Below are 25,689 nucleotides of genomic sequence, written 5' to 3'. Positions count from 1 at the left end.
CGCCTGACCGCCATTGCGGGCCCTCGTGGTTAACGCTGCCCTAACGGCCGGCGAGAAGACCGCCGGCCGGTTCGGGACACCCCGGTCAGTTCGGGACGCCGTTCTTGGCGGTGTTGGCGGCGCCCTTCTGCACGCCGTGCAGCAGGTCGACCGCGGCGGTGAGCTGCTTGTCCTTGGCCGGATCCGGCGGGACGTAGGCCGAGGAGCCGCCGCGCTCTTCCTGGTCCTTCTGCTTGAGGTGGCCCTTCAGGCCGGCCTCGCCCTTGGTCTCGTCCTTGCCCTTCAGGTCGTCGGGCACCTCCTGCAGCACCTCCTGGTCCGGCTCGATGCCCTTGGCCTGGATCGAGCGGCCGGACGGCGTGTAGTAGCGCGCCGTGGTCAGGCGCAGGGCGCCGTTCCCGCCGAGCGGGATGATCGACTGCACCGAGCCCTTGCCGAAGGAGCGCGTGCCGAGCACGGTCGCGCGCTTGTGGTCCTGCAGGGCGCCGGCGACGATCTCGGAGGCCGAGGCCGAGCCGCCGTTGACCAGCACCACGATCGGCTTGCCCTTGGTCAGGTCGCCGGACTTGGCCGAGAAGCGCTGCGTCTCGTCCGGGTTGCGGCCGCGGGTGGAGACGATCTCGCCGCGGTCGAGGAACGCGTCCGAGACCATCACGGCCTGATCGAGCAGGCCCCCCGGGTTGTTGCGCAGGTCGAGGACGTAGCCCTTGAGCTTGTCGCTCGGCACGTCGGTGGAGATCTTGTCGATCGCCGCCTTCAGCCCGTCGAAGGTCTGCTCGTTGAACTGGGTCAGCCGGATGTAGCCGACGTCGCCGCCCTCGACCCGCGAGCGCACCGGCTTGATGCGGATGAGGTCGCGGTTCAGCGTGATCTCGAGCGGCTCCTTGACCTCCTTGCGGGTGACCTTGAGCTTCACCGGCGAGTTGACCGGGCCGCGCATCTTCTCGACGGCCTGGTTGAGGGTCAGGCCCTGGACCTGCTCGTTGTCGATCTGGGTGATGATGTCGTTGGCGAGCAGGCCGGCGCGGGCGGCGGGCGTGTCGTCGATCGGCGTGACGACCTTGATGAGGCCGTCCTCCATCGTCACCTCGATCCCGAGGCCGCCGAACTCGCCGCGGGTCTGCACCTGCATGTCGCGGAAGCTCTTCGCATCCATGTAGCTCGAATGCGGGTCGAGCGAGGTCAGCATGCCGTTGACGGCCGCCTCGATCAGCTTCGATTCCTCGGGCTTCTCGATGTAGTCGGTGCGAATCTTCTCGAAGACGTCGCCGAACAGGCTGAGCTGACGGTACGTTTCGGCGGAGGCCGCTACCGCGCTGGTGCCCGAGAGGAAGTGGGTCTGGGTCGCCACCGTGGCGGTCCCGGCGCCCAGGATCGCACCCAACAGGACGAGGGAAACTTTGCGCATTATCCGCGGACCTTCTCGCTTGCCGCCTTCGCCCACCATGGCTCCGGGTCGATGGAGCTACCGTCTTTTCTGAACTCGACGTACAGGACGGGATCGTTCCGCCCGCCGCCTCCCGCCGAAGGCGCCAAGCCCGAGTCCCCCATCGCGGCGACCGGCTCTCCGGCGAGCACGAACTGACCGACGTCCACGTTGATCTGATCCATGCCCGCCAGAAGGAGATAGTAGCCGTCGCCCGCGTTGATGATCAAGAGACGTCCATAGCTCCGGAAAGGCCCCGCATAGGCGACCCACCCGTCGGCCGGGGATGACACGACGGCGCGGGGACGGGTCGCGAGCGAAATGCCGCGCGTCGTTCCGCCGTTTCCGTCGGCCGCCCCGAAGGCCTTGACCACCTCCCCGGTCGCCGGTCGGGGGACGACCCCCCTCACCTGGGAGAAAGGCAGCTTCGGTGCCAACCGGACCGGGTCGCGCAGGGCCGCGGCGGCGAAGCGCTCGCGGGTCTCGCGGCTCTCCGCCTCCGCGGCCCGGCGGGCGGCCGAGATCTCGCCATCGAGCTTGTCGACGAGGTCCTTGAGGCTGCGCGCCTGGCCGGCGAGCCCGGCGGCGCGCTCCCGCTCGCCCGCGAGCCCGGTCTCGGCCTCGCCGAGGCGGGTCTGGCGGGCGGCGACGAGGGCGTCGAGGCGCTGGCGCTCCCCCGCCCAGCCGGCGAGGTCCCTGCGCAGGCTCTCCCGGTCGGCCGCGATCAGGCCGCGCAGGCGCTCGAGTTCGGCGAGGTCGCCCGCGAGCGTCTCGGCCTCGCCCTGCAATTCGGGCACGACGGCGCCGAGCAGCATCGAGGTGCGGATCGCCGCCAGCATGTCCTCGGGCTGGACCAGCACGGCGGGGGGCGGGCGCCGCCCCATCCGCTGGAGCGCCGCCAGCACCTCGGCGATGACGCCGCGGCGCGCCTCGAGGGAGCGCCGGATCGCCGTCTGGCTCGCCGTCATGGTCTCCAGGCGCGTCTCCAGGACGCCGATGCGCTCCTCGGCCTCTTGCGCCCGGCGGGTTCCGTCGAGGAGCGCTTGGCTCAGGCGCGCGCGGTCGCCCTTCAGCTCCTCCACCTCCTTCTCGAGGCGGCCGCGGGCCTCCGCGCTCGCCGCCAGCGCCGCCTCCAGGGCCTTGAGGCTCTGGGCCTTCTGCTCCTTCTCGGCCTGGGCCTGGTCGATCGGGTCGGGCCGGACGGAGGCGCGCTCCTGCGCGGCGGCACCGGCGCAGGCGAGCAGGAAGCCGAGGAGCGGGAGGGGGCGGATCACGGGGCGCCGCGGTGATAGGGGTGGCCGGCCAGGATGGTCATGACGCGATATAGTTGCTCAAGCACCAACACCCTGACCAGGCCGTGCGGGAGCGTGGCGGCCCCGAAGGCGAAGACGAGGTCGGCCCGGTGCCGCACGCTCTCGCACAGCCCGTCGGCCCCGCCAATCACGATCGTGAGACCGGGCCGGCCGCCGTCGCGCCACGCGGCCACCTGCTCGGCCAGCCCGGCGCTCGTCACCGCCCTGCCGCCCTCGTCCATCACGATGACGGCGCTCCCGGCCGGCAGGCAGGCGAGGATCGCCGCGCCCTCCTCGGCGCAGCGGTCCGGGGCGCGGCGGGCGCGGCTCTCCGGCAATTCGGTGAGCTGGACCGCGGACAGGCCGAGGCCCCGCGCCAGCGCGTCGGCCCGCGCGCGGTAGCCCTCGGCGAGGTCCCGCTCCGGGCCGCGCTTCAGGCGGCCGACGGCCACGAGGGCGAGGCGCACCCCTGCGCCGCCCGCACCGGGTCAGCCGGCCAGGCGGTCGCCCGGCCGGTCGGCCCCCCACATCTTCTCCAGATTGTAGAAGTGGCGGACCTCGGGCCGGAAGATGTGCACCAGGAGATCGCCGGCATCGATCAGCACCCAGTCGCAGGCCGGCAGGCCCTCGATGCGGGCGTTGCCGTGGCCGGAGGCCTTCAGCTCCTGCACCAGCTTCTCGGCGATGGAGCCGACGTGGCGGTGCGAGCGGCCGGAGGTGATGATCATCGCGTCGGCGATCGAGGTCTTGCCGGCAAGGTCGATCTCGACCGTGTCCTCGGCCTTCATGTCCTCAAGGCAGCGCCGGGCGATCGCCAGGAGCCCGTCGGGCCGATCCTCGGCCGCCGGCGGCACCGCCTCGGGCCGAGCAGGAAGCTCGTGGATGTGAGCCTCGCGGGAAAGTGGTTGGTTCAGTGCCGACCCCTGTCGTTCGCGCCACACGGCGCCGTTGCATCAAGATAAGGGCGCCGGGCCCCGCCTTTCAATACGCGCGTGTCACGGCGCGTGATCTCTGTCACCCGACGACGCCCGCCGCAGCGCGGTCGAGGAGAGGTCGGAGCGGGGTCCGTGCAGGAACACCCAGGCCGGCGGCGCCATCCCGGCGAGGCGGGCCGCGTCGCGCTCGTCGATCCGGTGGCGCGCCATCGCCCGCGCCGCCGGGGACGCGGCGGCCCCGAGGGTGAAGCCCGGCCGGTCGATCACCGCGATCGGCATCGACCGGACGATCTCGCGCCAGCCCTGCCAGCGGTGGAAACTCGCGAGGCTGTCGGCCCCCATGATCCAGACGAAAAGCGGGAAGGGCCGGTGGCGGCGCAGCCAGGCCAGGGAGTCGCGGGTGAAGCGGGCGCCGATCGCGCTCTCGAAGGCGGTCACGGCGACGCGCGGGTCGCGCGCGATCGCGGCGGCCCCGGCGACGCGCTCCGCCAGGGGCGCCAGGATCGTCCGGTCCTTGAGCGGGTTGCCCGGGCTCACGAGCCACCAGACCCGGTCGAGGGCGAGCCGCCGCAGCGCCAGCTGGCTGACATGCAGGTGGCCGGCATGGGCCGGGTTGAAGGAACCGCCGTAGAGCCCGATGCGCAGGCCCGGCGCGCTCGGCGGGAGACGCACGCCCACCTGGCTTCAGGGCCGGACCTGACCGGAGCCGTGCACGCGGTACTTGAAGGTCGTGAGCTGCTCGACGCCGACCGGGCCGCGCGCATGCATCCGCCCGGTGGCGATGCCGATCTCGGCGCCGAAGCCGAACTCTCCGCCATCCGCGAATTGCGTCGAGGCGTTGTGCACCACGATCGCCGAATCGACCTCGGCGAGGAAGCGCTCGGCCGCCGCCTCGTCGGCCGTGACGATCGCGTCCGTGTGGTGCGAGCCGTAGGTCTCGACGTGGTCGATGGCGGCGTCGAGCCCGTCCACCACCCGCACGGCGATGACCGCGTCGAGGTACTCGGTCCGCCAATCGGCCTCGGTCGCCGGCGTGACCCGCGGGTCGACCGCCTGGGTCTCGGCGTCGCCGCGCACGGCGCAGCCGGCCTCCAGGAGGTCGGCGACGAGGGGCGCCAGGTGGGTGCCGGCGCAGGCGCGGTCGACCAGCAGCGTCTCGGCCGCGCCGCAGATCCCGGTGCGGCGCAGCTTGCTGTTGCGCAGGATCTCGCGCGCCATGGCGAGGTCGGCCCGCGCGTGCACGAAGACGTGGCAGATGCCTTCGAGATGGGCGAAGACCGGCACCCGGGCCTCGCTCTGCACGCGCGCGACCAGGCTCTTGCCGCCGCGGGGCACGATGACGTCGATGCAGCCGTCGAGGCCCGCCAGCATGGCGCCGACCGCCGCGCGGTCCCGGGTGGGCACGAGCTGGATCGCCTCGGCGGGCAGGCCCTGCGCGGCGAGGCCGTCCGCCATGGCCCGCGCGATGGCGGCGGCGCTGCGCAGGCTCTCGGAGCCGGCGCGCAGCACGGCGGCGTTGCCGGCCTTGAGGCAGAGCGCCCCCGCATCGGCCGTGACGTTGGGCCGGCTCTCGTAGATCACCCCGACCACGCCGAGGGGGGTGGAGATCCGCTCGATGGCGAGGCCGTTCGGGCGCTCGAAGGCCGCGAGCTGGCGGCCGACCGGATCGGGCAGGCCCGCGATGGCCTCGACCGCGGCGGCGATGGCCTCGACCCGGCCCGGGGTCAGTGCGAGCCGGTCGAGGGTCGCGGCGGGCAGGTTCGCGCCCCGCGCCTCGGCGAGGTCGGCGGCGTTCGCCTCCAGGATGACCGGGGCGGCGTCGCGGATGGCGGCCGCGGCGGCCCGCAGGGCCATGTCCTTGGCCCGGGCCGGGACGAGCGCCATGCGCCGGGAGGCGGCGCGCGCCCTGCGGCCGATCTCCCGCATGAGGGCGTCGACGTCGTCGGCCCCGGCGCGGGGCTTCAGGCTGAGCACGGACACGGCACTGTTCCTGCGATGCGCGCGGGCGTTCGGTCCGATGGGTCGGGTCGCCGCGCGGCTCTCCATGCCACGGGCCCCCACCCGCGACAAGCTGAGCCGGCGCAGGGCGGCGGAGAGCTCAGCGCCGGCAGCGTTTTCCGACGAAGCTGCCGCACGGGTAGGGCGCGGTAAGGCGCGCGCTCACCGGGACCTCCCTGCCCTCGACGGTGTCGAGGATGTCGTCGATGCGCCACGCGCCCGCCTCCTCGACCACCCGGAAGCGGACGGTGACCGGCGTCCCGAAGCTGACGAAGCGCGCGGCCACCTCGGCCCGGCCCTCGGCGGGCCCGGTCTCGACCGTGACGCGCAGGTCCTTCACCTCGCCGTCCTGGCCGCTCAGGAACGGGTCGGCGTCGAGGTGACCGATATCGCCGCTCTCCTTCTGGTAGAGGTCGTCCCGGGCGAAGAGGGCGGCGAGGCGCTTGCTGAACAAGGTCCGCCGGTGCGGCGGCCGCCAGGGGGGCACGCTCGCCGGTCCCGGCGCCGCGAGGGAGCGGACCGTGATCCGGTAGGCCTCGCGAACCGGCGCGTCCGGCGCCGCCTGCGCGAGGGCGGGGCCGGCCGCGAGGGCCAGCGCGAGGGCGAGGGCGGGAGGGATCCGTCGCGTCGTCATGCATTCGTGTCCAGGAAGCGGCCGCACGGGGGGCGCCGAGATCCAAAGCATCATTGCGCCGGCCGGGACCGGCCGGCGCCGAAGCAGTCACCGGTTCGCCGGCGAACCGAAGGACCGCGTCGGCGGAAAATGATGCGAGAGCAAGAGACTAAGCAGAATTCCCGATGCAATTCTGCTTAGAGCGGCGCCCGATCACGGTGCAATCGCGCGCTGCTCCAGGTCGTGGATCGTGCCGCCTTGTCTTCGACGGACCGGCACCCCTTCGTCGGACAATGCTATAGAGCGCGGCGCGACGCAGGGGAAGCCCGGTCGGAGTCGGGGCGGGCGCGATCGCCGCCCCTACTCGCCGACGAGCGCCATGTCGTCGCGATGGATCATCTCGGCGCGGCCGGGATAGCCCAGGACCGCCTCGATCTCGCGGCTCGACCGGCCGATGATGCGGGCCGCGTCGTCGCTGTCATAGGCCACCAGGCCGCGCCCGAGCACGGCCCCGCCCAGGGAGCGGATCACCACCGCGTCGCCGCGGGCGAAGGCGCCCTCGATCCGGGCGACGCCGACCGGCAGCAGGCTCGCCCCGCCCTGCAGCGCCCGCTCGGCGCCCGCGTCGATCACCAAACTGCCGCGGGGTTCGAGCGAGCCGGCGATCCAGGTCTTGCGCGCCGCCGTCGGGGTCGAGGCGGAGAGGAACCACGAGGCCCGCGCGCCCGCCGCCACCGCCCGCAGCGGGTTCTTGCCGCGCCCGTCCGCGATCAGCATGTGGGTGCCGCCGCCGGCGGCGATCTTGCCCGCCTCGATCTTGGTGCGCATGCCGCCGCGCGACAGCTCCGAGGCCGGTCCGCCGGCCATGGCCTCGATCTCCGGGGTGATGCGCGGGATCACCGGGAGGTGGCGCGCGGACGGGTCGCTGGCCGGCGGCGCCGTGTAGAGCCCGTCGATGTCGGAGAACAGCACCAGGAGATCCGCCCCGATCATCGTCGCCACGCGGGCGGCGAGCCGGTCGTTGTCGCCGTAGCGGATCTCCGAGGTGGCGACCGTGTCGTTCTCGTTCACGACCGGGACCGCCCGCATGTCGAGGAGCTTCAGCGTCGTGGCGCGGGCGTTGAGGTAGCGGCGGCGCTCCTCGGTGTCGTGCGGCGTCACCAGGATCTGGCCGGCGACGATGCCGTGATGCGCGAGCGCCTCCGACCAGTGGCGGGCGAGCGCGATCTGCCCCACCGCGGCCGCGGCCTGGCTCTCCTCCAGGCGCAGCGCCCCGGGCGGGAAGCCCAGCACGGTCCGCCCGAGGGCGATCGAGCCCGAGGAGACCACCAGCACGTCGACGCCGCGCCCGTGCAGGTCGGCGATGTCCTCGGCGAGGGCGGCGAGCCAGGCGTGCCGCAGGCGCCCGCGCGCCCGGTCGACGAGGAGGGCGGAGCCGACCTTCAGGACGACGCGGCGGAACTGGTCGAGGGCGGGGGTCATGGAGGGGCCGGGTGAGGGTGAGCGGAGCCTCGCCGCGCATAGCCGCTGACGGGGCCCGTGGACAGCCCCCGCCGGACCTGCGGAGGCCGACGGGCGAGGATGCGCGCGGCCGAGGTGGCCAACGGCCAAGGTCTTTAACGGCCAAGGTCTTTAACGGCCAAGGTCTTCAACGGCCAAGGATCCTCATTGTCGCCGGGAAGCCGGCGCAGGAGGGATCCTTGATTCCACCTCCCGCCTCACACGATCATGAACTGCCCCATCGCACCCGGTGATGAGGTCGCGCACCGGCGCGCGCATCGCGATCAGCAGCTCCAGCGGATGATCCTGGAGAGCGCCACCGACTACGCCATCATCACCCTCGACGAGAGCGGGTCCGTCACCAGCTGGAACGAGGGCGCGCGGCGCATCCTCGGCTGGAGCGAGGAGGAGATGCTGGGCCAGCCGGCCGCCCGCTTCTTCACCGAGCCGGACGTCCGCCGCGGCGTCCCCGAGGAGGAGATGCGCAACGCGCGCCTCACCGGCACCGGGCCGGACGAGCGCTGGCACCTGCGCAAGGACGGCAGCCGCTTCTGGGCGAGCGGCGAGATGCAGCCACTGCGCGATGAGGCGGGCCATCACCTGGGCTACCTGAAGATCCTGCGCGACCGCACCGCCCAGCGCGACCAGGAGGAGCGGCTGCGCCAGAGCGAGGATCGGCTGAACCTCGCCCTCGGCGCCGCCGGCATGGTCGGCATCTGGGAGTGGGACCTGCGCCGCGACCTCGTCTTCGCGGACGCGAACTTCGCCCGGATCTACTCGGTCGACCCGGAGCACGCCGCCCGCGGCGCCCCGCTCGCGGCCTTCACCCGGACCTTCCACCCCGACGACGTGCCGGCCTTCGAGGCAGAGCTCGACCGGGTGCTGTCGGGGCGCCGGGACGCGTTCTCGGCGGAGTACCGGGTGCGCCAGCCGGACGGGTCCTGGCGCTGGCTCCTCGCCCGCGGCCGCCTGATGCGCGACGAGGACGGCGCGGCCTCGCGCTTCGCCGGGGCGAGCGTCGACATCACCGAGCAGAAGCAGACCGCGCAGCGCGCCCGCGAGAGCGAGACCCGCTTTCGGCAGCTGACCGAACTCGCCCCGGGCATCGTCTGGGAGGGCCGGCCGGACGGGTCGCTCAGCTACCTCAACGCCTTCTGGTACCGCTACACCGGCCAGAGCCCCGAGGAGGCGCTGCCGGACGGCTGGGCCCGCGCGGTCCATCCGGACGACCTGCCGGGGCTGGAGGTGGCCTGGGCGCGGGCGCGCCGGGAGGGAATCCAGTACGACACCGAGGCGCGGCTGCGCCGGCACGACGGCACCTACCGCTGGTTCCTGATCCGCGCCGCGCCGGTGCGGGACGAGCGGGGCGCGATCATCGGCTGGCTCGGCAACGACCTCGACATCCAGGACCGCAAGGAGGCCGAGGAGCACCAGCGGCTCCTCACCCACGAATTGCAGCACCGGGTGAAGAACACCCTCGCCATGGTGCAGGCCATCGCGGCCCAGACCCTGCGCGGGGTGAGCGGGCTCGACGAGGCGCGGGAGGCCCTCGCCGGGCGGCTGATCTCCCTCGGGCGGGCGCACGACATCCTGACCGAGGCGCATTGGAAGGCCGCCCCGATCTCCGAGATCATCGAGGCCGCCCGCGGCGCCCACGAGGCGGCGGACGCGGTGCGGATCCGCGCCCGCGGCCCCGACCTGACGCTCGCGGCGAAACCCGCCCTCGCCCTCGCCATGGCCCTGCACGAACTCGCGACCAACGCCGCGAAATACGGGGCGCTCGCGACACCGGCGGGCCGCGTCGATCTCGCCTGGACGGTCGAGCCGGCCCCCGGCGGGTCGCGCCTGCGCCTGACTTGGACCGAGCGCGGCGGCCCGCCGATCGACCGGCCGCCCCTCCGCAGGGGCTTCGGCACGCGGCTGCTGGAGCGCAGCTTCGCCGCGGAGGTGGGCGGCGCGGTGACGCTCACCTTCGCGCCCTCCGGGCTGGTCTGTACGCTGGAAGCCCCCCTGAGCGCCCTGCAGGAGCCGTGGCGGGCACCCGCGTGAGGCGCGGGACCGGGACCGAAACCTGATCGGTGCCGCGCCGTTGATTGGCCGATGTCCCGCCCGCCCGCTCCCCCTCCCCGACGGTGGTCCTCGTGGTCGAGGACGAGGGCTTGGTGCGGATGATGGCGACCGAGATGCTGGAGGAGGCCGGCTTCGTCGTGCTGGAAGCCTCCGACGCCGACGAGGCCATGGCGATCCTCGCGCAGCGCGACGATATCGGCGCGCTGTTCACCGACGTGGACATGCCGGGCTCGATGGACGGCTTCGCCCTCGCCCAGCGCGTCGCCGAGATGCGGCCGCACGTGCGGCTGGTCATCACCTCGGGCCGGATCCGCCCCTCGAACGAGGACGTGCCGGATTCCGGGCAATTCGTGCCCAAGCCCTACCTGATGGAGCAGCTCCTCGACGCCTTCGCGAGCGCGGGCGGCCAGAAGCACTGCTGAGCCGGCCGCGGCGGATGATCAGCCTCTCACGGCTGCCACGCCTCCGCCTTCTCCGGCGCGGCCTCGGCCTGGGCCCGGTCCATCGCGGCGAGGAGGGCGCGCAGGGCCTCCGGCACGCCCCGGCGCGTCGCGGCCGAGATCACGAGCGGCCGCCGGCCGCAGGCCGCCTCCAGGCTGGCGACCTGGGCCTCCAGCCTCTCCGGATCGAGGATGTCGGCCTTCGAGAGGGCGACGATCTCGGGCTTGTCGGCGAGGCCGTGGCCGTAGGCCTCCAGCTCCGCCCGCACGAGGCGGTAGGCGGCGCCCGCATCCTCGCTCGTCCCCTCGACGAGGTGGAGCAGGACCCGGCAGCGCTCCACGTGGGCGAGGAAGCGGTCGCCGAGGCCCACGCCCTCGTGCGCGCCCTCGATCAGGCCCGGAATGTCGGCGAGCACGAATTCGCGCGTGTCGACCCGCACCACTCCGAGACCCGGATGCAGGGTGGTGAAGGGGTAATCGGCGATCTTCGGCTTGGCCGCCGTCACGGTGGCGAGGAAGGTCGACTTGCCGGCATTCGGCAGCCCGACCAGGCCCGCATCCGCGATGAGCTTGAGCCGCAGCCAGAGCCAGTGCTCCTGGCCCTCCTGGCCCGGATTGGCGTGGCGGGGCGCCCGGTTGGTCGAGGTGGTGAAGTAGGCGTTGCCGAAGCCGCCATTGCCGCCGCGGGCGAGCAGCACGCGCTGGCCCACCCGCGTCAGGTCGGCCACCAGGGTCTCGCGGTCCTCGGCGAGGATCTGGGTGCCGGCCGGAACCTTCAGCACCACGTCGCCGCCCTTGGCGCCGGCCCGGTTGCGGCCCGAGCCGTGCTCGCCCTTCTTGGCCTTGAAATGCTGCTGGTAGCGGTAGTCGATCAGGGTGTTGAGTCCCTCGACGCACTCGGCCCAGACATCGCCGCCGCGCCCGCCGTCGCCCCCGTCGGGCCCGCCGAACTCGATGAACTTCTCGCGCCGGAACGACACGCAGCCGGCCCCGCCGTCGCCGGAGCGCACGTAGACCTTGGCTTCGTCGAGGAACTTCACGGCCTCGTCCTCCTGACCGTCAACGCGCAGGGGCCGGGGGCGTGCCCCCGGCCGGTCTCGTCACGCCTCCAGGCACGCCTCCGCCCCGAGCGGCTCCGCCGCCCGATGCCGGTCGAAGACCAGCCCGGAGGCGTGCCAGGTCTTGAGGCTGTCCCAGGCCCGGCGGTCGAGCCGGAAATGGTCGACCGGGAACACGCCGCCCCGGGCCGGGAAGGGCCGCAGCCCCGAGCCCACCGCCGCGAAGCCGCACTTCTCCAGGACCCGCCGGGAGGCCGGGTTGATCACCCGGGCGGAGGAGGTCAGCTCCTCCCCCTCGGTATAGGCGAAGAAGGCGTCGATCATCGCCCGGGCCGCCTCGGTGGCGAGGCCCTGGCCCCAGTGCGGCGGGCCGATCCAGTAGCCGAGATGCGGTCCCGCCTGGTCGTGGTCGGGCTCGATCCCCACCATCCCGATCAGCGCCTGCGGCTGGCGCCGGGGCGTGATCGCCATGGTGAGCGCCCGCCCCTCCGCATTGTCCCGCCGCGCCCGCAGGATGAACGCCTCCGCGTCGGCCGGCGCCAGGGGATGCGGAATCCCGGCCGTCATCTCGGCGACGGCTTTCTCCCCGGCGAGACGCACGATGGCTTGGGCGTCGGCCTGGCGCGGCCAGCGCAGCCACAGCCTGCGGGTCTCAAGCCGAAACACGTCGTCGCGGGTGAGGTCGGGGAACATCGCCTGACTCCGATCCGACCGGGAAGGGCGAGGCGCCCTCACGCGGCCACGAGAACGACGAAGGGGAGAGTGGTGCCCCACCCTCCCCCTGGTCTCGATCGAAGCGCGGCCTTTGAGGGCCAGGATCGAGGATCCGCCGGGTCGGTGGGGACACCGGCGGAGCTCCTTCGTCACTGGCTCCGTCGGTTTATTCGGCGGCCTCGCGGGCCGGGGCATCCTGGGCCGGGACGACCGTTACGTAAGCTCGGCCTTGTTTGGTGGCAAACTGAACCCGGCCGTCGGTGAGCGCGAAGAGGGTATGGTCGCGGCCGATCCCGACATTGGTGCCGGGATGCCAGCGCGTGCCGCGCTGACGCACGATGATGTTGCCGGCGATCACGGCCTCGTTGCCGAACTTCTTCACGCCGAGGCGGCGGCCTTCGGAATCGCGGCCGTTGCGGGACGAACCGCCTGCTTTCTTGTGAGCCATCGGGCTACTCCTGAATCTCTCTGAAGGGCTGTCTCGCGTCCGGCCCGGATCAGGCGGCGCTGATGCCCGTGACGCGCACCACGGTGAAGTCCTGGCGGTGACCGCGCTTGCGGCGCGAGTTCTGCCGGCGGCGCTTCTTGAAGGCGATGACCTTGGGGCCGCGCGTCTGCGCGACGATCTCGCCCGCGACGCTCACCCCCGCCACGGTCGGCGCGCCCACCTTGGTGGCGCCGTCGCCGTCGGCGTAGAGGAGCACCTCGCCGAAGGTCACCGCCGTCCCGGCATCGCCCTCGAGCTTGCCGATCGTGATAACGTCGTTGGCGGCAACGCGGTACTGCTTGCCGCCCGTCTTGATCACTGCGAACATCGTTCTGGTCTCGTGTTCCATCCGGGCTCCGGCACGCGACCGGGCACCGTCTTCTTGGCAGTTGACGCTCGGTCCGCCCGCGAGGGCCGCCGAACGCGACGGCGCGCGGACCGGACGGTCCGCGCGCCAAGGGTGGCTTACTAGCGGTGCGGCGCTCGCGCTGTCAACGGGTTTCCGGCCGTCCTGGTCCGGGTTTGCGCCTCCCCGTCGCGCGGTTGATTTCCGGGGACGCTTCGCCGATGACCTCTCGACGGTGTCAGGAGACGATGATGGAAGAGCTTGTTGCACGGGTGACGCAGGCCACGGGACTGGACGCGACCACGGCCCAGACGGCGATCGGGCTCATCCTCACCTTCCTGCAGAAGGAGGGGCCGACCGACGAGGTCAACCAGCTGATCGCGGCGATCCCGGGCGCCGACGGCGCGGTGGCCCAGGCGGGCGACGGCGGCCCCGGCCAGGGCGGCGGCGGCCTGATGGGCATGCTCGGCGGGATGATGGGCGGGGGCGTGATGGCGCTCGGCCAGAAGCTGATGGCGGAGGGCGTCTCGATGGGCCAGATGCAGCCGCTCGGGCGCGAACTCTTCGCCTACGGGCGCGAGAAGGCGGGCGAGGACGTGATCGGCCCGATCGTCGGGGCGGTGCCGGGTCTCAGCCAGTTCATCTGACCCTTCGGCGGCTAAGGTCCGGGGCCGCCGGGGCGGCCCCGCGGCGCCTCCCGGCGTATTCACGCAAGCGATTGTCCGCGCTTGCGTTCCTGTGTCACAAAACCGTGCGCGCTTCGTGTTGTTGTCACGCCTCAAGGCGGCGCGGCGCCCGGCCGCCGCCGGATCGAGCCGCACGGGACATCACGACCATGGTTGCCTTCCTCTCCCCCGGCCCGCGGCCGGACCCGCGCGACGCCCGGATGCCCCTCGCGCGCCTCATGCGGCGGGCCGGCATGGGCGAGGGGCGGCCGGGCATCGACCTGCGCGACGTGGTGGCGCCCTCGCGGCTGTTCCCGCCGCTGAAGCGGCTGCCCACCCACGGGCTCGACCCGGTGCTGGGCCGGATCGGCACGCTGGAGGTGCGGCTCGCCACCCGGCCGAAGGATGTCCGCCGGGCCCAGCGCCTGCGCTACTGCGTGTTCTACGAGGAGATGTCGGCGCTGCCGAGCGGGCTCGCCGGCCTCAAGCGGCGGGACGCGGACGAGTACGACGCGATCTGCGACCACCTCCTGGTGATCGACCACGCGGCGACCGAGGCGAAGCCGTTCCGCAAGCCGCGGCCGCGGGTGGTGGGCACCTACCGGCTGCTCCGTCAGGACCAGGCCGAGCGGCATTTCGGCTTCTACACGGCCGGCGAGTACGACATCGCGCCGGTCCTGAGCGCGAATCCGGGCCTGCGCTTCCTCGAACTCGGCCGCTCCTGCGTGCTCAAGCCCTACCGGACCAAGCGGACGGTGGAGCTCCTGTGGCACGGGATCTGGACCTACGTCCTGCACCACCGCGTCGACGCGATGCTGGGCTGCGCGAGCCTCGACGGCACCGATCCGGACCGGCTCGCCCTGCCGCTGAGCTTCCTGCACCACTTCGCCCGGGCGCCCGAGCGCTGGCGCGCGCGCGCCCTGCCGGGCCGGCACGTGGCGATGGACCGGCTGAGCCGCGAGGCCATCGACCCCAAGGCGGCGCTCCAGGCCCTGCCGCCGCTGATCAAGGGCTACCTGCGGCTCGGCGCGACCTTCGGGGACGGCGCGGTGGTGGACCGGCAATTCGGCACGACCGACGTGTTCGTGGTGCTGCCGGTCGCGGCGATCGCGCCCCGCTACATCGGCCATTTCGGGGCCGGCGCGGAGCGCCACGCGGCCTGAGCCGCGCGGGCCGGCGGATCACGGGGCGTCGCGGGCCCCGCGCGCCTGCGCCGCCGCGCCGAGCCGGGTGAGCTCCCCGAAGGCCTCGATCGGCAGGGGCTTGCCGATCAGGTAGCCCTGCGCCTCCTGGCAGGCCTCCGTGTCGAGGAAGGCGAGCTCGGCCAGGGTCTCGACTCCCTCGGCCACGACCGGGAGCCCGAGGCCGCGCCCGAGGCCCAGCACCGCCCGCAGGATCGCCGCCGCCTCGCGGTTCTCGTCCACGGCGCGGACCAGCGAGCGGTCGATCTTGATCTTGTCGAAGGGGAAGACGCGCAGGTTCGACAGGGACGAGTAGCCCGTCCCGAAATCGTCCATGGCGATCCGCAGGCCGAGCGCCTTCAGGCGCCGCAGGGTGACCAGGGCGCGGGCGGGCTCGCGCACCAGGGCGGTCTCGGTGATCTCCAGTTCCAGCCGCGCCGGGTCGAGGCCGGTCTCGTGGAGCACCTCCTGCACCACCTGCGCGAAGTCCGGGTGGTGGAGCTGGACCGGCGAGACGTTCACGGCCACCCGCAGCGGGCTCTCCCAGCCCGCGGCCTCGCGGCAGACCTGGCGCAGCACCCACTCGCCGATCGCCAGGATCGACCCGGTCTCCTCGGCGATCGGGATGAAGCGGTCCGGCGGGACCTGCCCGCGCTCCGGATGGGTCCAGCGCAGCAGCGCCTCGAAACCCACCACCCGCCCGGAGGCGACGTCGATCTGGGGCTGGTAGACGAGCGCGAACTCGCCCCTGCGCGCCGCCTGGCGGAGGTCGTGCTCGAGGCCGCGGCGCTCGCGCAGCTCGGCGCCGAGCCCGACCTTGAAGATCCGGAACCCGTCCCCGCCCTGCGCCTTGACGGCCGCCAGCGCGGCCTCGGCGCGGCTCATCAGGCCGGCCGCGTCCTGGGCGTCGCGCGGGAACAGGGCCGCCCCGATGCTCAGGGTGAGCGCGGGCAGCCCGCTCTCCCGCCAGATCTCGGGCCGCAAGGCGGCCAGGACGCGCTCGGCGAGCCCGGAAACCTCGTGCTCCCGCTCCAGGCCCGGCGCCAGGACGGCGAACTCGTCGGCGCCGAGGCGGGCCAGCACCTGATCCTCCGCCAGGGCGCGCTCCACCCAGCGCACGATCAGGCGCAGGCCCGCGTCGCCGGCCGCCTCGCCGCAGGTGTCGTTCACCTCCTTGAAGCGGTCGACGTCGAGGCAGAGGACCGCCAGACCGCGCGCGCCGCGCGCGGCTTCCGCGACCGCGCCCTCCAGCCGCTCGTTGAACCGCGCCCGGTTCGGCAGGCCGGTCAGGGCGTCGTGGTGGACGAGGTACTGGATGTGCCGCTCCGCCTCGAGGCGCGCCGTGACGTCGCGCACGGCCAGGGCCCGGTGGGGCCGCCCCGCGACGGTGATCGGGCGGAGCGCGGCCTCGGCGGCGACGCGCTCGCCCCGCCCTCCCACCAGGGTCACCGCGACGGCGCGCCCCTCCGCCGCGTCGAGGCGCGCCTGGCCCTCCCCCTCGAGCAGGTCGCCGAGCCGGCGGCCGCGCAGGCGCTCGGCCGGGCAGCCGAGCAGGGCGGCGAGGCTGGTATTCGCGGTCACGATCCGGTCGCCGTCGCAGAGGGCGATGCCCTCGATCGAGGCGTCCGCGAGACTGCGCGCGAGGTCCTGCTGCTCGCGCCGGCGCCGCGCCTGCCGGTCCACCGCGAGGGTCGCCAGGACGACGGCCAGCAGCATCAGGCTGGCGACGCCGACCACCGGAGCGATGCCGTCGTCGGACAGCGCGGCGAGGCCCTGATGGGGCAGGTCCTGATGAACGAGGTTGCGCTGCCCGAGGTAGCGCGCGAGCCCGGCGCAGACGAGGACGAGGCTGCCCGCGCTCTGCCGCCCGGGCGCCTCCCCGGCGGCGAGCCGCATGCCGAGGGCACCGATCAGCGCCGCCGCCCCGGCTCCGGCGCCGACTCGCGCGAGGTCGCCCAGGGACGTCGCCCCGCCGATCAGGTCGAGATCGTGCGGCGCCAGCACGCCGAGGCCCAGGAGCGCGCCCCCGGTCATCCGCAGGGCCGGGCGCGGATCGAGCGCCAGCCGGAGAGCGGCCGCGAGGGTCACGACGGAGGCGGCCAGCGACAGGACGACCGGCACCGCGCCGAGCGGCACCGCCGCGTCGTCGGCCAGGAGGGCGACCACCTGCGCCGCCCAGAGGGCGAAGCCGCCCGCCGCGGCGGCGGTCGCGAGCCACACGCGCCGGGCCCGCCCGCCGCCGCCCTTCGCGTGCTGCAGGAGGTCGATGGTCGTGACCGTCGCCATCAGGGCGAGGAGCGCGGCGAGGCCGAGCAGCCTGAGCTCCTGTGACCCGGACAGGGATTGAAGGCTCGTCGTCACCCCGCGCACCCGTCGCCGGCCACCCTCCCGGCGACTTTCCCTTAGGTCACGTTGCGGAGGCGTTAACGCGCCGCGCGCGTCGGCCGCGCCGTCCGCGGCCCGGGCGGGACCGCGTCCGCTCGCGTGCGCCCGAGCACCACGCCGGATCGCATCCCGCGGCTAGATCGTTGTGACCCGGCAACCGACCGGGCGTGACAGGCGAGGCGGGCGAGATGAGCGGGCGATCGAGACAATGGGGGGCTGGTCACCGGATGAGCCGCGGCAGGCGCCGCGCCGCGACGCCGGTCCGCAGGATCCTGTACGCGGTCGACGTGCTCGACGCCTACATGCCGTGCGAGAATCGGCCGGCCAACGACAACGCGGCCTGCCGCGCGGGGTGGCCCGCGCAGCGCCGCCCCGCCTTCCCCGCGCTGCGCGTGGTGGCGCGGCGGGATCAGGAGGGGACGCCCCGCCGCGCCCCGTGACGCCCGGCAGGAGCGCGGGCCGCCGCTGCGCCGAGGATCAGGATCGCGGCTCACGCCCGCCGCGGAAGCGGTGATGCGTCGGCGAACGATCTCGGGTCAGGGATTGCAGGGCATCGCGGCCGCGCCCTGGGCCACGAGGGCGGCGAGGTCGCGCAGGTCCGCGGGCTGGCGCCGGCTGCGCGCCACGGCGGTGGCCTCCCGCTGCAGGCGGGCGTTGCAGGCGCAGGACGGCACGCCCCCCGCCGGCGTGCAGGCATCGTGGTGCATGCAGGCCCGGTCGAGCGCGTCGACCGGAGGGCGGCCCGGGCCGCGGTCGCCGGGGCCGCAGTAATTCCCGTGGAAGACCAGGGAGCCGTCGACCAGCGGATTCGCGCCCGGCGCCAGCCGCGGCAGCACCACGCCCGGAAGACCCGGCGGCTCCACCAGCAGGCCCTGCGCGCGCGCCTGACCCGCAAGACCAACACCCACGAATGTCAGGATTGCGGCGGCCAGAACGCTGTTCCGTATATCCATGGTACTGGTCCTCTCGGCAAGTTTCCCCTCGTCATCCAAGATGACATCCGCCCTCGACGGGGCAAGCTGGGGATGATGACTGAGGCAGGGGCGCGCCGAGGCGATGCGCCGGGAGCCGGCGCGGACCCGCGTTGACGGGCGCCCGCCCGGCCGATATGTTCCTGATCCGTTCGCATTCTGCCGCTGAGGATCTGGCGCCATGGCCCGTGGCCAGGCCGGAAGGACGTTGTTCTTCTTCGAGAAGCCCTCGGCGATGCGCGAGCTGCAGCGCTTCTTCCGCGCGCCGACGACGGTCTGCATCGCCGCCGAGGGGCACCTGCTCGCCGCGCAGGAACCCGCCGAGATCAGGCCGGCCTGGAAGGCGTGGCGGTTCGAGGACCTGCCGATCGCCGTCGACGAGATCCCGCTCTGCTGCGGGCAGAGCCGGTCCGGGGCCTCGCACGCCGCTCGGATCGCGGCGATCCGCCGGGCCCTCGACGGGGTCGAGCGGGTGATCATCGCCACCGATCCGGGCCGCGAGGGCTCGATGATCGCCTGGGAGGTGCTGGAGCACCTGGGCTATCGCGGCCGGGTCGACCGGCTGCGCCTCGGCGCCCTCGACGAGGTCTCGATCCGGCGCGCCTTCGCGGCCCTGGGGCGCGACCCGGATTCGGGCGAGCGGGACTACGCCGCCTACCAGGAGGCGCTCTGCCGCCGCTACGAGGATTGGCATCTCGGACTCAACGGCACCCGGGCGGTGTCGCTGCGCCTGCGCCCGGCGGCCTTCCGGGAGCCCTGGCGCTTCGGCGGCGTGCAGACGCCGACCCTCGCGCTGCTGGCCGATCTGGAGCGGCGCATCCGGGACTTCGTGCCGCGGGAATTCTTCCGGATCGCGCTGCCGGTCGCAACGGTGAGCGGGGCGGAGTTGACGCTGTGGCACGCGCCGAAGGAGCGGATCTTCGCCCGCGAGGAGGCGGAGGCGATCGCGGCCGCGGCGCGCGGCTGGGCCGGGCCCCTCGCGGTCGCCGAGCGGGACGTGCGGCGCCCGCCGCCGCGGCTGTTCTCGAAGGACACCCTGGCCCGGCGCTGCGCCAAGAGCTTCGGCTTCGACCCGCAGCGCACCGCCTCCCTGGCCCAGGACCTCTACGACCGCGGCTTCCTGAGCTACCCGCGCACCGAATCCGAGCACTTGCCGGAGAGCCAGAGCGGCGACGCGCCGGCCGTGCTCGCGGCGCTCGGCGCGAGCCTGCCCGACCTCGCCGGGCTCGTCCCGGCGCCCGGGGCGGTCGTGCTCCGCCGCGGTCCGCGCGGCCACTACGTCAAGGATCCGGGCGAGCACCACGCCATCGTGCCGCTGCGCAAGGTGCCGCGGCCGGGCGAGGTCGGGCCGGAGGCGTGGCGGCTCTGGGAGCTGGTGGCCAAGGCCTTCCTGGCCGCCCACCTGCCGGACGGGATCGACGCCCGGACCACGGTCTCGGCCGAGGTCGCGACCGCGCTCGGGCCCAAGCGCTTCGCGGTGACCGGCAGCGTCGTGCGCGCGCCCGGCTGGCGGGCGGTCTACGGCGCCGAGGCCGAGGACGAGGAGCCCGTGCCCGGCAAGGCGAAGCGGGAGGACGAGCCCTCGGCCGGGCGCCTGCCGCCGGTCGCACCGGGCGAGGCGGCCCGCGCCGGCGAGGCGCGGGTCGAGGGCGCGATGACCGAGCCGCCGCGCCGGATCACCCGCGGCGAGCTGCCGGTGGTGATGGGCCGGCTCATCGACCAGGTGGAGGATCCGGCGCTCAAGCGCGCCCTGGAGAACCCGGCGAACCCGAACGAGCCCCGCGGCCTCGGGACGGCCGCGACCCGCGACGCGGTGCTGCCGAAGCTGGAGAAGAGCGGCTACGTCGTCCTCGGCGGCGCTCTCCCCGCCGATGCGCGGGCCGGTGCGGGGGGCAACGCCCCGCGGCGCCGGCGCGACACCCCCGGCCGCGCCGACCGGGGCGGGGGCGGCGCCAGGGGCCGCGACCCCACGATCACCGTGACGGAGGCGGGCCTCGCCTTCATCGACGCCGTCCGGCGGGTCTTCCCGGCCTACGGCGACCCGGTCGGGCGCGCGGTGTTCGAGGCGGACCTCGCCGAGATCGGCCGGGCCGCGACGCGCGCCGAGGCGGTGAGCCGGGCCGAGACGTTTCGGCAGCGGACCCGGGCGCGCCTCGACGCGCTGATCGCCGCAGTGGCCGGGCTGGAACGGGCCGCCGTCGAGGGCCCGGCCGCCGCGCCGGCCGGGCGGCCGCCGAGCGACGCGATGGTGGCCTTCGCGACGGCGCTCGCCGCCCGGAAGAACCTGCCCCTGCCCCGCGGCGTCGCGCGCGACGCCGCGGTCTGCCGGCGCTTCCTCGACGCGCACGCGGAGAAGCGGGAGCCGACCGCGCCGGGCGCCCCGCGCCCGCCCACGCCCGCCATGCTGCGCTACGCCGAATCCCTCGCGCGGGAGGCGGGCCTGCCCGACCTGCCCGAGGAGGCGCGGACGGAGTTCGCGGCCTGCCGGGCCTTCCTCGACGCGCATGCCCGGCCGGCGCCCGCGGAGGCGCGGGAGCGCGCCGGCCCCCGCCGGCCCGGCGCGGGGCGCCCGCGACGGAGGCCCGCGCGCTCACCCCGCGCCCGGACGGCGGGGACCGCCCTCGGGGAGCCGGCCTGATCCGGGCCCGCGCGCTCAGGCGGCGCGCAGGCCCGAGAGGAAGCGCGTCACCTCCTCCGAGAGGTGCTGCGCCTCGCGCGAGAGGTCGGAGGCCGAGGACAGCACCTGGCCGGCGGTGGTGCCGGTCCGCTCCGCCGCCCCCGCGACGCCCGCGATGGTGTTCCTGACCTCGCCCGCGCCGTCCGCCGCCTGCGTGACGTTGCGCAGGATCTCCTGCGTGACCGCGCCCTGCTCCTCGACCGCCGAGGCGGTGGCGACCGCGAGGCCGCTGATCTCCCGAATCCGCGCCGCGATGCCGCCGATCGCCGCCACGGCGTTGCCGGTCGCGCCCTGGACCTGCCCAATCTGCCGGGCGATCTCGTCGGTGGCCTTGGCGGTCTGGTCGGCCAGGGCCTTCACCTCGGCGGCGACCACGGCGAAGCCGCGCCCCGCCTCGCCGGCCCGCGCCGCCTCGATCGTGGCGTTCAAGGCCAGCAGGTTGGTCTGGCTCGCGATCGAGGAGATGATCGACACCACGTCGCCGATCCGGGCGACCGCGCCGCTCAGTTCGTGGACGAGCGAGGCGGTCTGGTCCGCCTCGCCGACCGCCACGCGGGCGAGATCCGCCGAGCCGGAGACCTGCCGGCCGATCTCCTGGGCCGAGGCGCCGAGCTCCTCGGTCGCGGCCGCCACCGCCGCGACGTTGGACGCGGCCCGCTCGGCCGAGGACGCGACCCGCGCGGAGCGGTCCGCCGTCTCGGCCGCGGTGCTGGTCATCGCGCCGGCGGCACTCTGCAGCGCGTCGGCCGACGAGGAGACGACCGTGATGATGCCGCTCACCGCCGCCTCGAAGGCGTCGGCCAGCTGGCGGCGGCCGGCCCGCCGCTGCTCCTGGGCCGAGAGGCGCTCGCGGGAGGCCTGCTCCTCCATCGCCCTGGCGTGGACCAGGTTCGTGCGGAAAACCTGCACGGCCGCCGCCATCGCGCCGAGCTCGTCCCGGCGTCCCGCCCCCGGCACCTCGACGTCCATGCGCCCGGCCGCGAGGTCCTGCATCGCGACCGAGAGGTTCAGGATGCCGCGCACCACCCTGACCTGCACGATCACGAGCGCCGCCCCGGTGAGGAGCACCAGCGCGACGATCAGCGCCGCGCAGAGGGACACCGCCCGGCCGGCCTGCGCCGAGCGGGCCTGGGCCTCGGCGACGGCCGCGTCCAGCAGGGCGACCGCCACGTCGACGATGGCGGCCTGGCCCTCGAAGACGCTCATATCCCATTCCCGGCGCGGCAGCTGGATCGGGCGGCCGTCATGCACCGCGGCGGTGGCGGAGTCGCGCATCCGCGCCATGCTCCCGGCGTAGTTCAGGTCCTGGGCGCGCGCGTAGGCGTCGCGCACCGCGGCCTCGAAGCCGCCGGCCTTGATCATGCGGCCGACGAGCTGCCAGGCGCTGCGGTTCTGGGTGTCCGCCTGGCCGAGCTCGATCGCCTCGGCCGGCGTGGCCGGCCGCCCCGCCGCCATCAGGTTGTTGGTGACGAAGGCGTGCTGCCCGATCGAGGTCCGGGCCAGCCAGGTCGTCATGCGCGCGTCGAGATGTCCCGAGAGCGCGGGATCCAGCGCGCGGATCTCGGTCTCGACGGCGTCGGAGGCCGCTTCGAGGAGCGTGACGAGGCGGGTTCCGAGTTCCATCATCCGCTTGCCCAGCGCGGGATCGCGCGCCGGGAGCTCCTGGCCGTAGGCCGCCGTCACGGACGGGCGCAGCCGCTTCCACTCCTCGTAGAGCGCGTCGATCTCGGCGCCCTTGTCGCGCAGGGCGGGGCTCGCCACGCGGCGCATCTCCCCCACCGCCCGCGCGACGGCCTGATCCAGGGCGGGCCGGGCCTCGAGCGACTTCTCCCGGTTCCAGCGACCGGTCTCGAGGTCCTGCATCAGGGCGGTGAAGCCGTAACCGCGCTCCAGGCGCGTCCCGGTCAGCCCGAGGAAGAGCGCCCGGTCGGCCGCCACGTAGGTCGCGACCCGGTCGGCGACCTCCCTGCGGTCGATCAGCCCGGCGAGCTGGAACGCCGCGAGCGCGACCGCGGCGAGCCCGAGCCCTAGCGACAGTGACATGACGACGACGCGGATCGACAGGGACCGCATGGGGAGCTCCCGATTGCTCGAATCCGCCGGATGATCGGCGGCAAGTCTGTATTCTTCCCTAAGGAAAGCGGCCCTCCGATCTGGACCAAAGGCCTATCCGGGCTGTAGCGCGTGGTCGCGTCGGAAGCCGGAGCACTCGGGCCCCGGGATGCCGGTCCGGCGAGGCCGGGGCGTCACCGCCCGGGCGGAGGCTCGATCGCCGGCAACTCGTTCGGGGGCAGCGCGGCGGCGCTCGGCGCGGGCGGCGGGACGGGGGCGCCGCGGGCGCGCATCGCCAGGGCGACCGTCAGCTTCTCGGCGGCCTCCGGCTGCATCACCGCCAGCACCTCGGCCATCTTGCGCGGGTTCATCGCCACCACGACCGGCACCAGCACGTCGAGGGAGAGCCGGTCGAAGACGCGCGCCGCCTCCTTCGGCTTCATGGTCTCGTACATGGTGACGAGGGGCTTCAACCCCGCCGCCTCGCTCTCGCCGCGCTTGGCCACGGCGGCGCCCTCGGCCTTGTCCTCCAGGGATTTCAGGTCGCGGATGCGCGTCTCCAGCCGGCGCTCGGCGTTCTCGAGGAGCTGCTCGCGGGTGTCGAGGTCGCGGTTGCGCTGCTGCAGCGCGTCGCGGCGGGCGCCGAGCTTCTCGAGGATCGCCCGCTCGCTGGAGGCGCCCTCGGGCGCGGCCCTGGGGGCGGGCCGGGACGCGGGCGGCTCCCTGCCCGCCTCCCTGGTCTCCCGCTCGGCCTCCTCCTTCGACCCGACCGAGCCGGTCACCGAGGGGTCCGGCAGCTCGGCCCCCGCGCGGGCATGCGAGAGCACGCGGGCGAAATCCGTGCGGCGCGCCGGGCCGTCCTCCGCCGCGAGGCTGAGGAGCTTGAGGATCAGCAGGCCGCCCGCCGCGAGCGCGACCGCATCCACGAGCCGCAGGCGCGGGCTCGGCCCCCGCCAGGAGGGCTTCTTGACGAGCTTGCCGGGCGAGGGCCGCCCGCGTCCGGCGCGGGGCTTGGCGTCTGGCTTGACGTCTGGCTTGACGCCTGGCCTGGCCTCTGGCCCGGACGGGCGATGGGTGGGCCGCGTCCCGGCGAGCCGCGCGGCCAGCCGCCGCAGGGTTCCGCTCATGCGGCCTGGCTCTGGAGGCGGTTGAGGGCCCGCTCGCTGAGCGCGCGGGCGGCGGCGGCGGCGGCGCCGAGGCGCTCGGCGGTCGAGGGCTCGGGCGGGGCGGCGGGCGCCCGGGCCGGGGCGGCGGACATCACGGCGGGCGCGGCCGCGGCCGCGGCCGGGCGTGCCTGGGCGACGATGCGGGCGATGCGCTCCACCACCTCCTCGCCGGCCCGGACCTGCTCGGCGAGCCCCGCCGTCGTCGCCTCCGCCACGGTGAGGCGCTCGGCCAGGGTGCGCTCGCAGGCGCCGAGCGTCGCGCGAAGCCCGGTGATGGCCCGCTCGGCCGATTCGGTCGCGATCATGAGGTCGCCGATGGTGCGGCGCATGGCGGATTCGTCGGCCTTGAGCCGCACGATGCGGCGGCTCAGCGTCACCGACGAGACGATGCTCGCGACGAGGAGCACGGCGACGAGCCCGTCGGCCAGCAATCCGACCAGGGCTGTCATGGCGAAGCCGCTTGCGCGAGGGCGTGGGACACGGTTCAGCCGTCCTTCTGGTTCTTCATCGAGGCCTCGAAGGCCGCGAAGGTGGTGCGGGCGCGCCGGAGCGGGCGGGTGACCTGGACCGCGATGCTGTCCTCCAGCCGCCCGATCCGCCCCTGGCTCAGCGCCCAGTCGCCGCAGCGCAGGGTGATGAGGTCCGTGGGCTTGGCGTCGAACAGGATCGTGTCGCCCACTTCGAGGGCGAGGACGCGCTTGAGCGGCAGGGTCATCTGGTGGAGCACCGCCTCCACCTCGACCTCGGCCTGCCAGATCTCGGTGGCGAGGTGCCCCTCCCAGACGTGGTCCCGCCCGAGCTTCTCGCCCATGAAGCTCTGCAGCAGCAGGTCGCGGATCGGCTCGATCGTGGCGTAGGGGAACAGGATCTGCAGCAGGCCGCCGCGGCCCTCCATGTCGAGCTTGAGGTCGATCAGGATGGCGGCGTTGGCCGGCCGGGTGATGGTGGCGAAGCGCGGGTTCGATTCGAGCCGGTCGATCTGGAAGCGCACCGGCGAGAGGGGCTGGAAGGAGGCTTCGAGGTCGCCGAGGATGATCTCCAGCATGCGCCGCACCAGCGACATCTCGATGCTGGTGAAGGGCCGCCCGTCGAGGCGGATCGTCGTCGTGCCGCGCTTGCCGCCGAGCAGCAGGTCGAGCGTCGCGTAGGCGAGGTTCGAATCGACCGTGACGAGGCCGGAATTCTCCCACAGGTCGGCCTTGAACACGCCGAGCAGCGTCGGTAGCGGAATCGCGTTGAGGTAGTCGCCGAAGCGCACCGAGGTGATGTTGTCGAGCGTGACCTCGACGTTGTCCTGGAAGAAGTTGCGCAGGGAGGTCGACAACAACCGGATCATCCGGTCGAAGATGATCTCCAGCATCGGCAGGCGTTCGTAGGAGACGACGCCCGAATCGACGATCGCGCGGATGCCGCCCGCGCCCGAGGCCGAGAGTTCCCTCAGCGAGAAGCCGAGGACTTGGTCAATCTCCTCCTGGTTGAGGATCCGGTCGTTCCCGGCGAGTTCGGGGAGGTTCTCGGCCTCGCCCTCGTCGATCATGTTGGCCCATTCGGCCGCCATGTCGCTCGACAGGGTCGTGCCCTGCTCGGCGAGGGCCGCGCCCCATTCCTCCGCCAGGGAGGCGTCGCCGCCGGCATTCTGCTCGGCGAGCGCCGCCGCCCAGTCGTCGTCCAGGATCTCGTCGTCCGGTCCGGCCAAGGTGCTGGTCCCTTCCC

24 protein-coding genes are annotated in these 25,689 nt (G+C 74.1%); 6 read left to right on the top strand and 18 right to left on the bottom strand.

Features of this window, described 5'->3' with window-relative positions:
- Positions 1-85: 85 nt before the first annotated feature.
- From QA634_RS21420 to proB, 8 genes are all read right to left on the bottom strand, one after another.
- The gene (locus QA634_RS21420; RefSeq protein WP_012333963.1) at positions 86-1,408 is read right to left on the bottom strand and encodes a S41 family peptidase; all 1,323 of its coding nucleotides are present in this window, start codon (positions 1,406-1,408) and stop codon (positions 86-88) included.
- The gene (locus tag QA634_RS21415; protein WP_012333962.1) at positions 1,408-2,700 is read right to left on the bottom strand and encodes a murein hydrolase activator EnvC family protein; all 1,293 of its coding nucleotides are present in this window, start codon (positions 2,698-2,700) and stop codon (positions 1,408-1,410) included. Before QA634_RS21415 ends, QA634_RS21420 begins: the two co-directional genes overlap by 1 nt.
- Positions 2,697-3,185, bottom strand: a complete 489-nt coding sequence (rlmH, locus tag QA634_RS21410) for a 23S rRNA (pseudouridine(1915)-N(3))-methyltransferase RlmH (protein WP_012333961.1) — start codon at positions 3,183-3,185, stop codon at positions 2,697-2,699. The genes QA634_RS21415 and rlmH overlap by 4 nt, the downstream gene beginning before the upstream one ends.
- A gap of 21 nt (positions 3,186-3,206) precedes the next feature.
- On the bottom strand, positions 3,207-3,572 hold the full coding sequence (gene rsfS / locus QA634_RS21405; RefSeq protein WP_012333960.1) for a ribosome silencing factor: 366 nt from the start codon (positions 3,570-3,572) through the stop codon (positions 3,207-3,209).
- Between the two features lie 141 nt (positions 3,573-3,713).
- Positions 3,714-4,331: a nicotinate-nucleotide adenylyltransferase gene (locus tag QA634_RS21400; protein ID WP_012333959.1), complete on the bottom strand. Its 618-nt coding sequence runs from the start codon at positions 4,329-4,331 to the stop codon at positions 3,714-3,716.
- A 6-nt stretch (positions 4,332-4,337) separates the two neighbouring features.
- Entirely contained in the window at positions 4,338-5,633 is a 1,296-nt protein-coding gene (locus QA634_RS21395) for a glutamate-5-semialdehyde dehydrogenase (protein ID WP_012333958.1), read from the bottom strand.
- Between the two features lie 118 nt (positions 5,634-5,751).
- The gene (locus QA634_RS21390) at positions 5,752-6,285 is read right to left on the bottom strand and encodes a DUF3828 domain-containing protein (protein WP_012333957.1); all 534 of its coding nucleotides are present in this window, start codon (positions 6,283-6,285) and stop codon (positions 5,752-5,754) included.
- Between the two features lie 339 nt (positions 6,286-6,624).
- Positions 6,625-7,746: a glutamate 5-kinase gene (proB, locus tag QA634_RS21385; RefSeq protein WP_012333956.1), complete on the bottom strand. Its 1,122-nt coding sequence runs from the start codon at positions 7,744-7,746 to the stop codon at positions 6,625-6,627.
- A gap of 318 nt (positions 7,747-8,064) precedes the next feature.
- Between proB and QA634_RS21380 the strand changes: the two genes are divergently transcribed.
- Together QA634_RS21380 and QA634_RS21375 are read left to right on the top strand one after the other, a co-directional pair.
- Positions 8,065-9,813, top strand: a complete 1,749-nt coding sequence (locus QA634_RS21380) for a sensor histidine kinase (protein ID WP_012333955.1) — start codon at positions 8,065-8,067, stop codon at positions 9,811-9,813.
- A 119-nt stretch (positions 9,814-9,932) separates the two neighbouring features.
- Positions 9,933-10,256 (top strand): response regulator, encoded by a 324-nt coding sequence (locus QA634_RS21375; protein ID WP_445928391.1) that lies wholly within the window; start codon positions 9,933-9,935, stop codon positions 10,254-10,256.
- A 26-nt stretch (positions 10,257-10,282) separates the two neighbouring features.
- Here the strand turns inward: QA634_RS21375 and obgE are convergent, their stop codons facing one another.
- The 4 genes from obgE to rplU all read right to left on the bottom strand — a co-directional run bounded on the left by obgE (position 10,283) and on the right by rplU (position 12,861).
- The gene (obgE, locus tag QA634_RS21370) at positions 10,283-11,314 is read right to left on the bottom strand and encodes a GTPase ObgE (RefSeq protein WP_012333953.1); all 1,032 of its coding nucleotides are present in this window, start codon (positions 11,312-11,314) and stop codon (positions 10,283-10,285) included.
- A gap of 60 nt (positions 11,315-11,374) precedes the next feature.
- Positions 11,375-12,025, bottom strand: a complete 651-nt coding sequence (locus QA634_RS21365) for a GNAT family N-acetyltransferase (RefSeq protein ID WP_012333952.1) — start codon at positions 12,023-12,025, stop codon at positions 11,375-11,377.
- Positions 12,026-12,212: 187 nt separating this feature from the next.
- Complete coding sequence (gene rpmA, locus QA634_RS21360) at positions 12,213-12,494, bottom strand: 50S ribosomal protein L27 (protein ID WP_012333951.1); 282 nt, start codon at positions 12,492-12,494, stop codon at positions 12,213-12,215.
- Positions 12,495-12,543: 49 nt separating this feature from the next.
- Positions 12,544-12,861: a 50S ribosomal protein L21 gene (rplU, locus tag QA634_RS21355; RefSeq protein WP_012333950.1), complete on the bottom strand. Its 318-nt coding sequence runs from the start codon at positions 12,859-12,861 to the stop codon at positions 12,544-12,546.
- Between the two features lie 269 nt (positions 12,862-13,130).
- Between rplU and QA634_RS21350 the strand changes: the two genes are divergently transcribed.
- A complete protein-coding gene (locus tag QA634_RS21350) occupies positions 13,131-13,526 on the top strand; it encodes a hypothetical protein (RefSeq protein WP_026190752.1) in 396 nt (131 codons plus the stop codon).
- Positions 13,527-13,714: 188 nt separating this feature from the next.
- Positions 13,715-14,707 (top strand): GNAT family N-acetyltransferase, encoded by a 993-nt coding sequence (locus tag QA634_RS21345; RefSeq protein WP_012333948.1) that lies wholly within the window; start codon positions 13,715-13,717, stop codon positions 14,705-14,707.
- An 18-nt stretch (positions 14,708-14,725) separates the two neighbouring features.
- Here QA634_RS21345 and QA634_RS21340 read toward each other — a convergent pair whose 3' ends face one another.
- Positions 14,726-17,086 carry a putative bifunctional diguanylate cyclase/phosphodiesterase gene (locus QA634_RS21340; protein WP_043702583.1) on the bottom strand — a complete coding sequence of 787 codons (2,361 nt, stop codon included), beginning with the start codon at positions 17,084-17,086 and terminating at the stop codon, positions 14,726-14,728.
- Positions 17,087-17,337: 251 nt separating this feature from the next.
- On the opposite strand from QA634_RS21340, the gene QA634_RS21335 reads away from it, so the two are divergent.
- Positions 17,338-17,550: a hypothetical protein gene (locus QA634_RS21335; RefSeq protein ID WP_012333946.1), complete on the top strand. Its 213-nt coding sequence runs from the start codon at positions 17,338-17,340 to the stop codon at positions 17,548-17,550.
- A gap of 96 nt (positions 17,551-17,646) precedes the next feature.
- Here the strand turns inward: QA634_RS21335 and QA634_RS21330 are convergent, their stop codons facing one another.
- Complete coding sequence (locus QA634_RS21330; protein WP_012333945.1) at positions 17,647-18,063, bottom strand: hypothetical protein; 417 nt, start codon at positions 18,061-18,063, stop codon at positions 17,647-17,649.
- 199 nt (positions 18,064-18,262) lie between these two features.
- On the opposite strand from QA634_RS21330, the gene QA634_RS21325 reads away from it, so the two are divergent.
- Entirely contained in the window at positions 18,263-20,719 is a 2,457-nt protein-coding gene (locus QA634_RS21325) for a type IA DNA topoisomerase (protein WP_265576399.1), read from the top strand.
- A gap of 15 nt (positions 20,720-20,734) precedes the next feature.
- Here the strand turns inward: QA634_RS21325 and QA634_RS21320 are convergent, their stop codons facing one another.
- From QA634_RS21320 to fliM, 4 genes are all read right to left on the bottom strand, one after another.
- A complete protein-coding gene (locus QA634_RS21320; protein ID WP_012333943.1) occupies positions 20,735-22,831 on the bottom strand; it encodes a methyl-accepting chemotaxis protein in 2,097 nt (698 codons plus the stop codon).
- A 173-nt stretch (positions 22,832-23,004) separates the two neighbouring features.
- Complete coding sequence (locus tag QA634_RS21315; RefSeq protein WP_012333942.1) at positions 23,005-23,937, bottom strand: MotE family protein; 933 nt, start codon at positions 23,935-23,937, stop codon at positions 23,005-23,007.
- Positions 23,934-24,425, bottom strand: a complete 492-nt coding sequence (locus QA634_RS21310; protein WP_012333941.1) for a DUF6468 domain-containing protein — start codon at positions 24,423-24,425, stop codon at positions 23,934-23,936. Before QA634_RS21310 ends, QA634_RS21315 begins: the two co-directional genes overlap by 4 nt.
- 35 nt (positions 24,426-24,460) lie before the next feature.
- Positions 24,461-25,672 carry a flagellar motor switch protein FliM gene (gene fliM / locus QA634_RS21305; protein ID WP_012333940.1) on the bottom strand — a complete coding sequence of 404 codons (1,212 nt, stop codon included), beginning with the start codon at positions 25,670-25,672 and terminating at the stop codon, positions 24,461-24,463.
- Positions 25,673-25,689: the final 17 nt, after the last annotated feature.

This window comes from Methylobacterium sp. CB376, from assembly GCF_029714205.1.
GTDB lineage: Bacteria > Pseudomonadota > Alphaproteobacteria > Rhizobiales > Beijerinckiaceae > Methylobacterium.
The sequence above is the reverse complement of the archived record's forward strand: the minus strand, read 5'-3'. Positions and strand labels throughout refer to the sequence as shown.

Bases quoted from the DNA above. Each gene is read 5' to 3' on its own strand.
- QA634_RS21350 (WP_026190752.1), top strand. From the start codon at position 13,131: ATGGAAGAGCTTGTTGCACGGGTGACGCAGGCCACGGGACTGGACGCG.
- QA634_RS21375 (WP_445928391.1), top strand. From the start codon at position 9,933: ATGATGGCGACCGAGATGCTGGAGGAGGCCGGCTTCGTCGTGCTGGAA.
- rpmA (WP_012333951.1), bottom strand. From the start codon at position 12,494: ATGGCTCACAAGAAAGCAGGCGGTTCGTCCCGCAACGGCCGCGATTCC.
- QA634_RS21310 (WP_012333941.1), bottom strand. From the start codon at position 24,425: ATGACAGCCCTGGTCGGATTGCTGGCCGACGGGCTCGTCGCCGTGCTC.
- QA634_RS21315 (WP_012333942.1), bottom strand. From the start codon at position 23,937: ATGAGCGGAACCCTGCGGCGGCTGGCCGCGCGGCTCGCCGGGACGCGG.
- QA634_RS21335 (WP_012333946.1), top strand. From the start codon at position 17,338: ATGAGCCGCGGCAGGCGCCGCGCCGCGACGCCGGTCCGCAGGATCCTG.
- QA634_RS21330 (WP_012333945.1), bottom strand. From the start codon at position 18,063: ATGGATATACGGAACAGCGTTCTGGCCGCCGCAATCCTGACATTCGTG.
- rplU (WP_012333950.1), bottom strand. From the start codon at position 12,861: ATGTTCGCAGTGATCAAGACGGGCGGCAAGCAGTACCGCGTTGCCGCC.
- proB (WP_012333956.1), bottom strand. From the start codon at position 7,746: ATGACCCCCGCCCTCGACCAGTTCCGCCGCGTCGTCCTGAAGGTCGGC.
- QA634_RS21365 (WP_012333952.1), bottom strand. From the start codon at position 12,025: ATGTTCCCCGACCTCACCCGCGACGACGTGTTTCGGCTTGAGACCCGC.
- QA634_RS21325 (WP_265576399.1), top strand. From the start codon at position 18,263: ATGGCCCGTGGCCAGGCCGGAAGGACGTTGTTCTTCTTCGAGAAGCCC.
- QA634_RS21345 (WP_012333948.1), top strand. From the start codon at position 13,715: ATGGTTGCCTTCCTCTCCCCCGGCCCGCGGCCGGACCCGCGCGACGCC.
- QA634_RS21390 (WP_012333957.1), bottom strand. From the start codon at position 6,285: ATGACGACGCGACGGATCCCTCCCGCCCTCGCCCTCGCGCTGGCCCTC.
- QA634_RS21320 (WP_012333943.1), bottom strand. From the start codon at position 22,831: ATGCGGTCCCTGTCGATCCGCGTCGTCGTCATGTCACTGTCGCTAGGG.
- QA634_RS21420 (WP_012333963.1), bottom strand. From the start codon at position 1,408: ATGCGCAAAGTTTCCCTCGTCCTGTTGGGTGCGATCCTGGGCGCCGGG.
- QA634_RS21380 (WP_012333955.1), top strand. From the start codon at position 8,065: ATGATCCTGGAGAGCGCCACCGACTACGCCATCATCACCCTCGACGAG.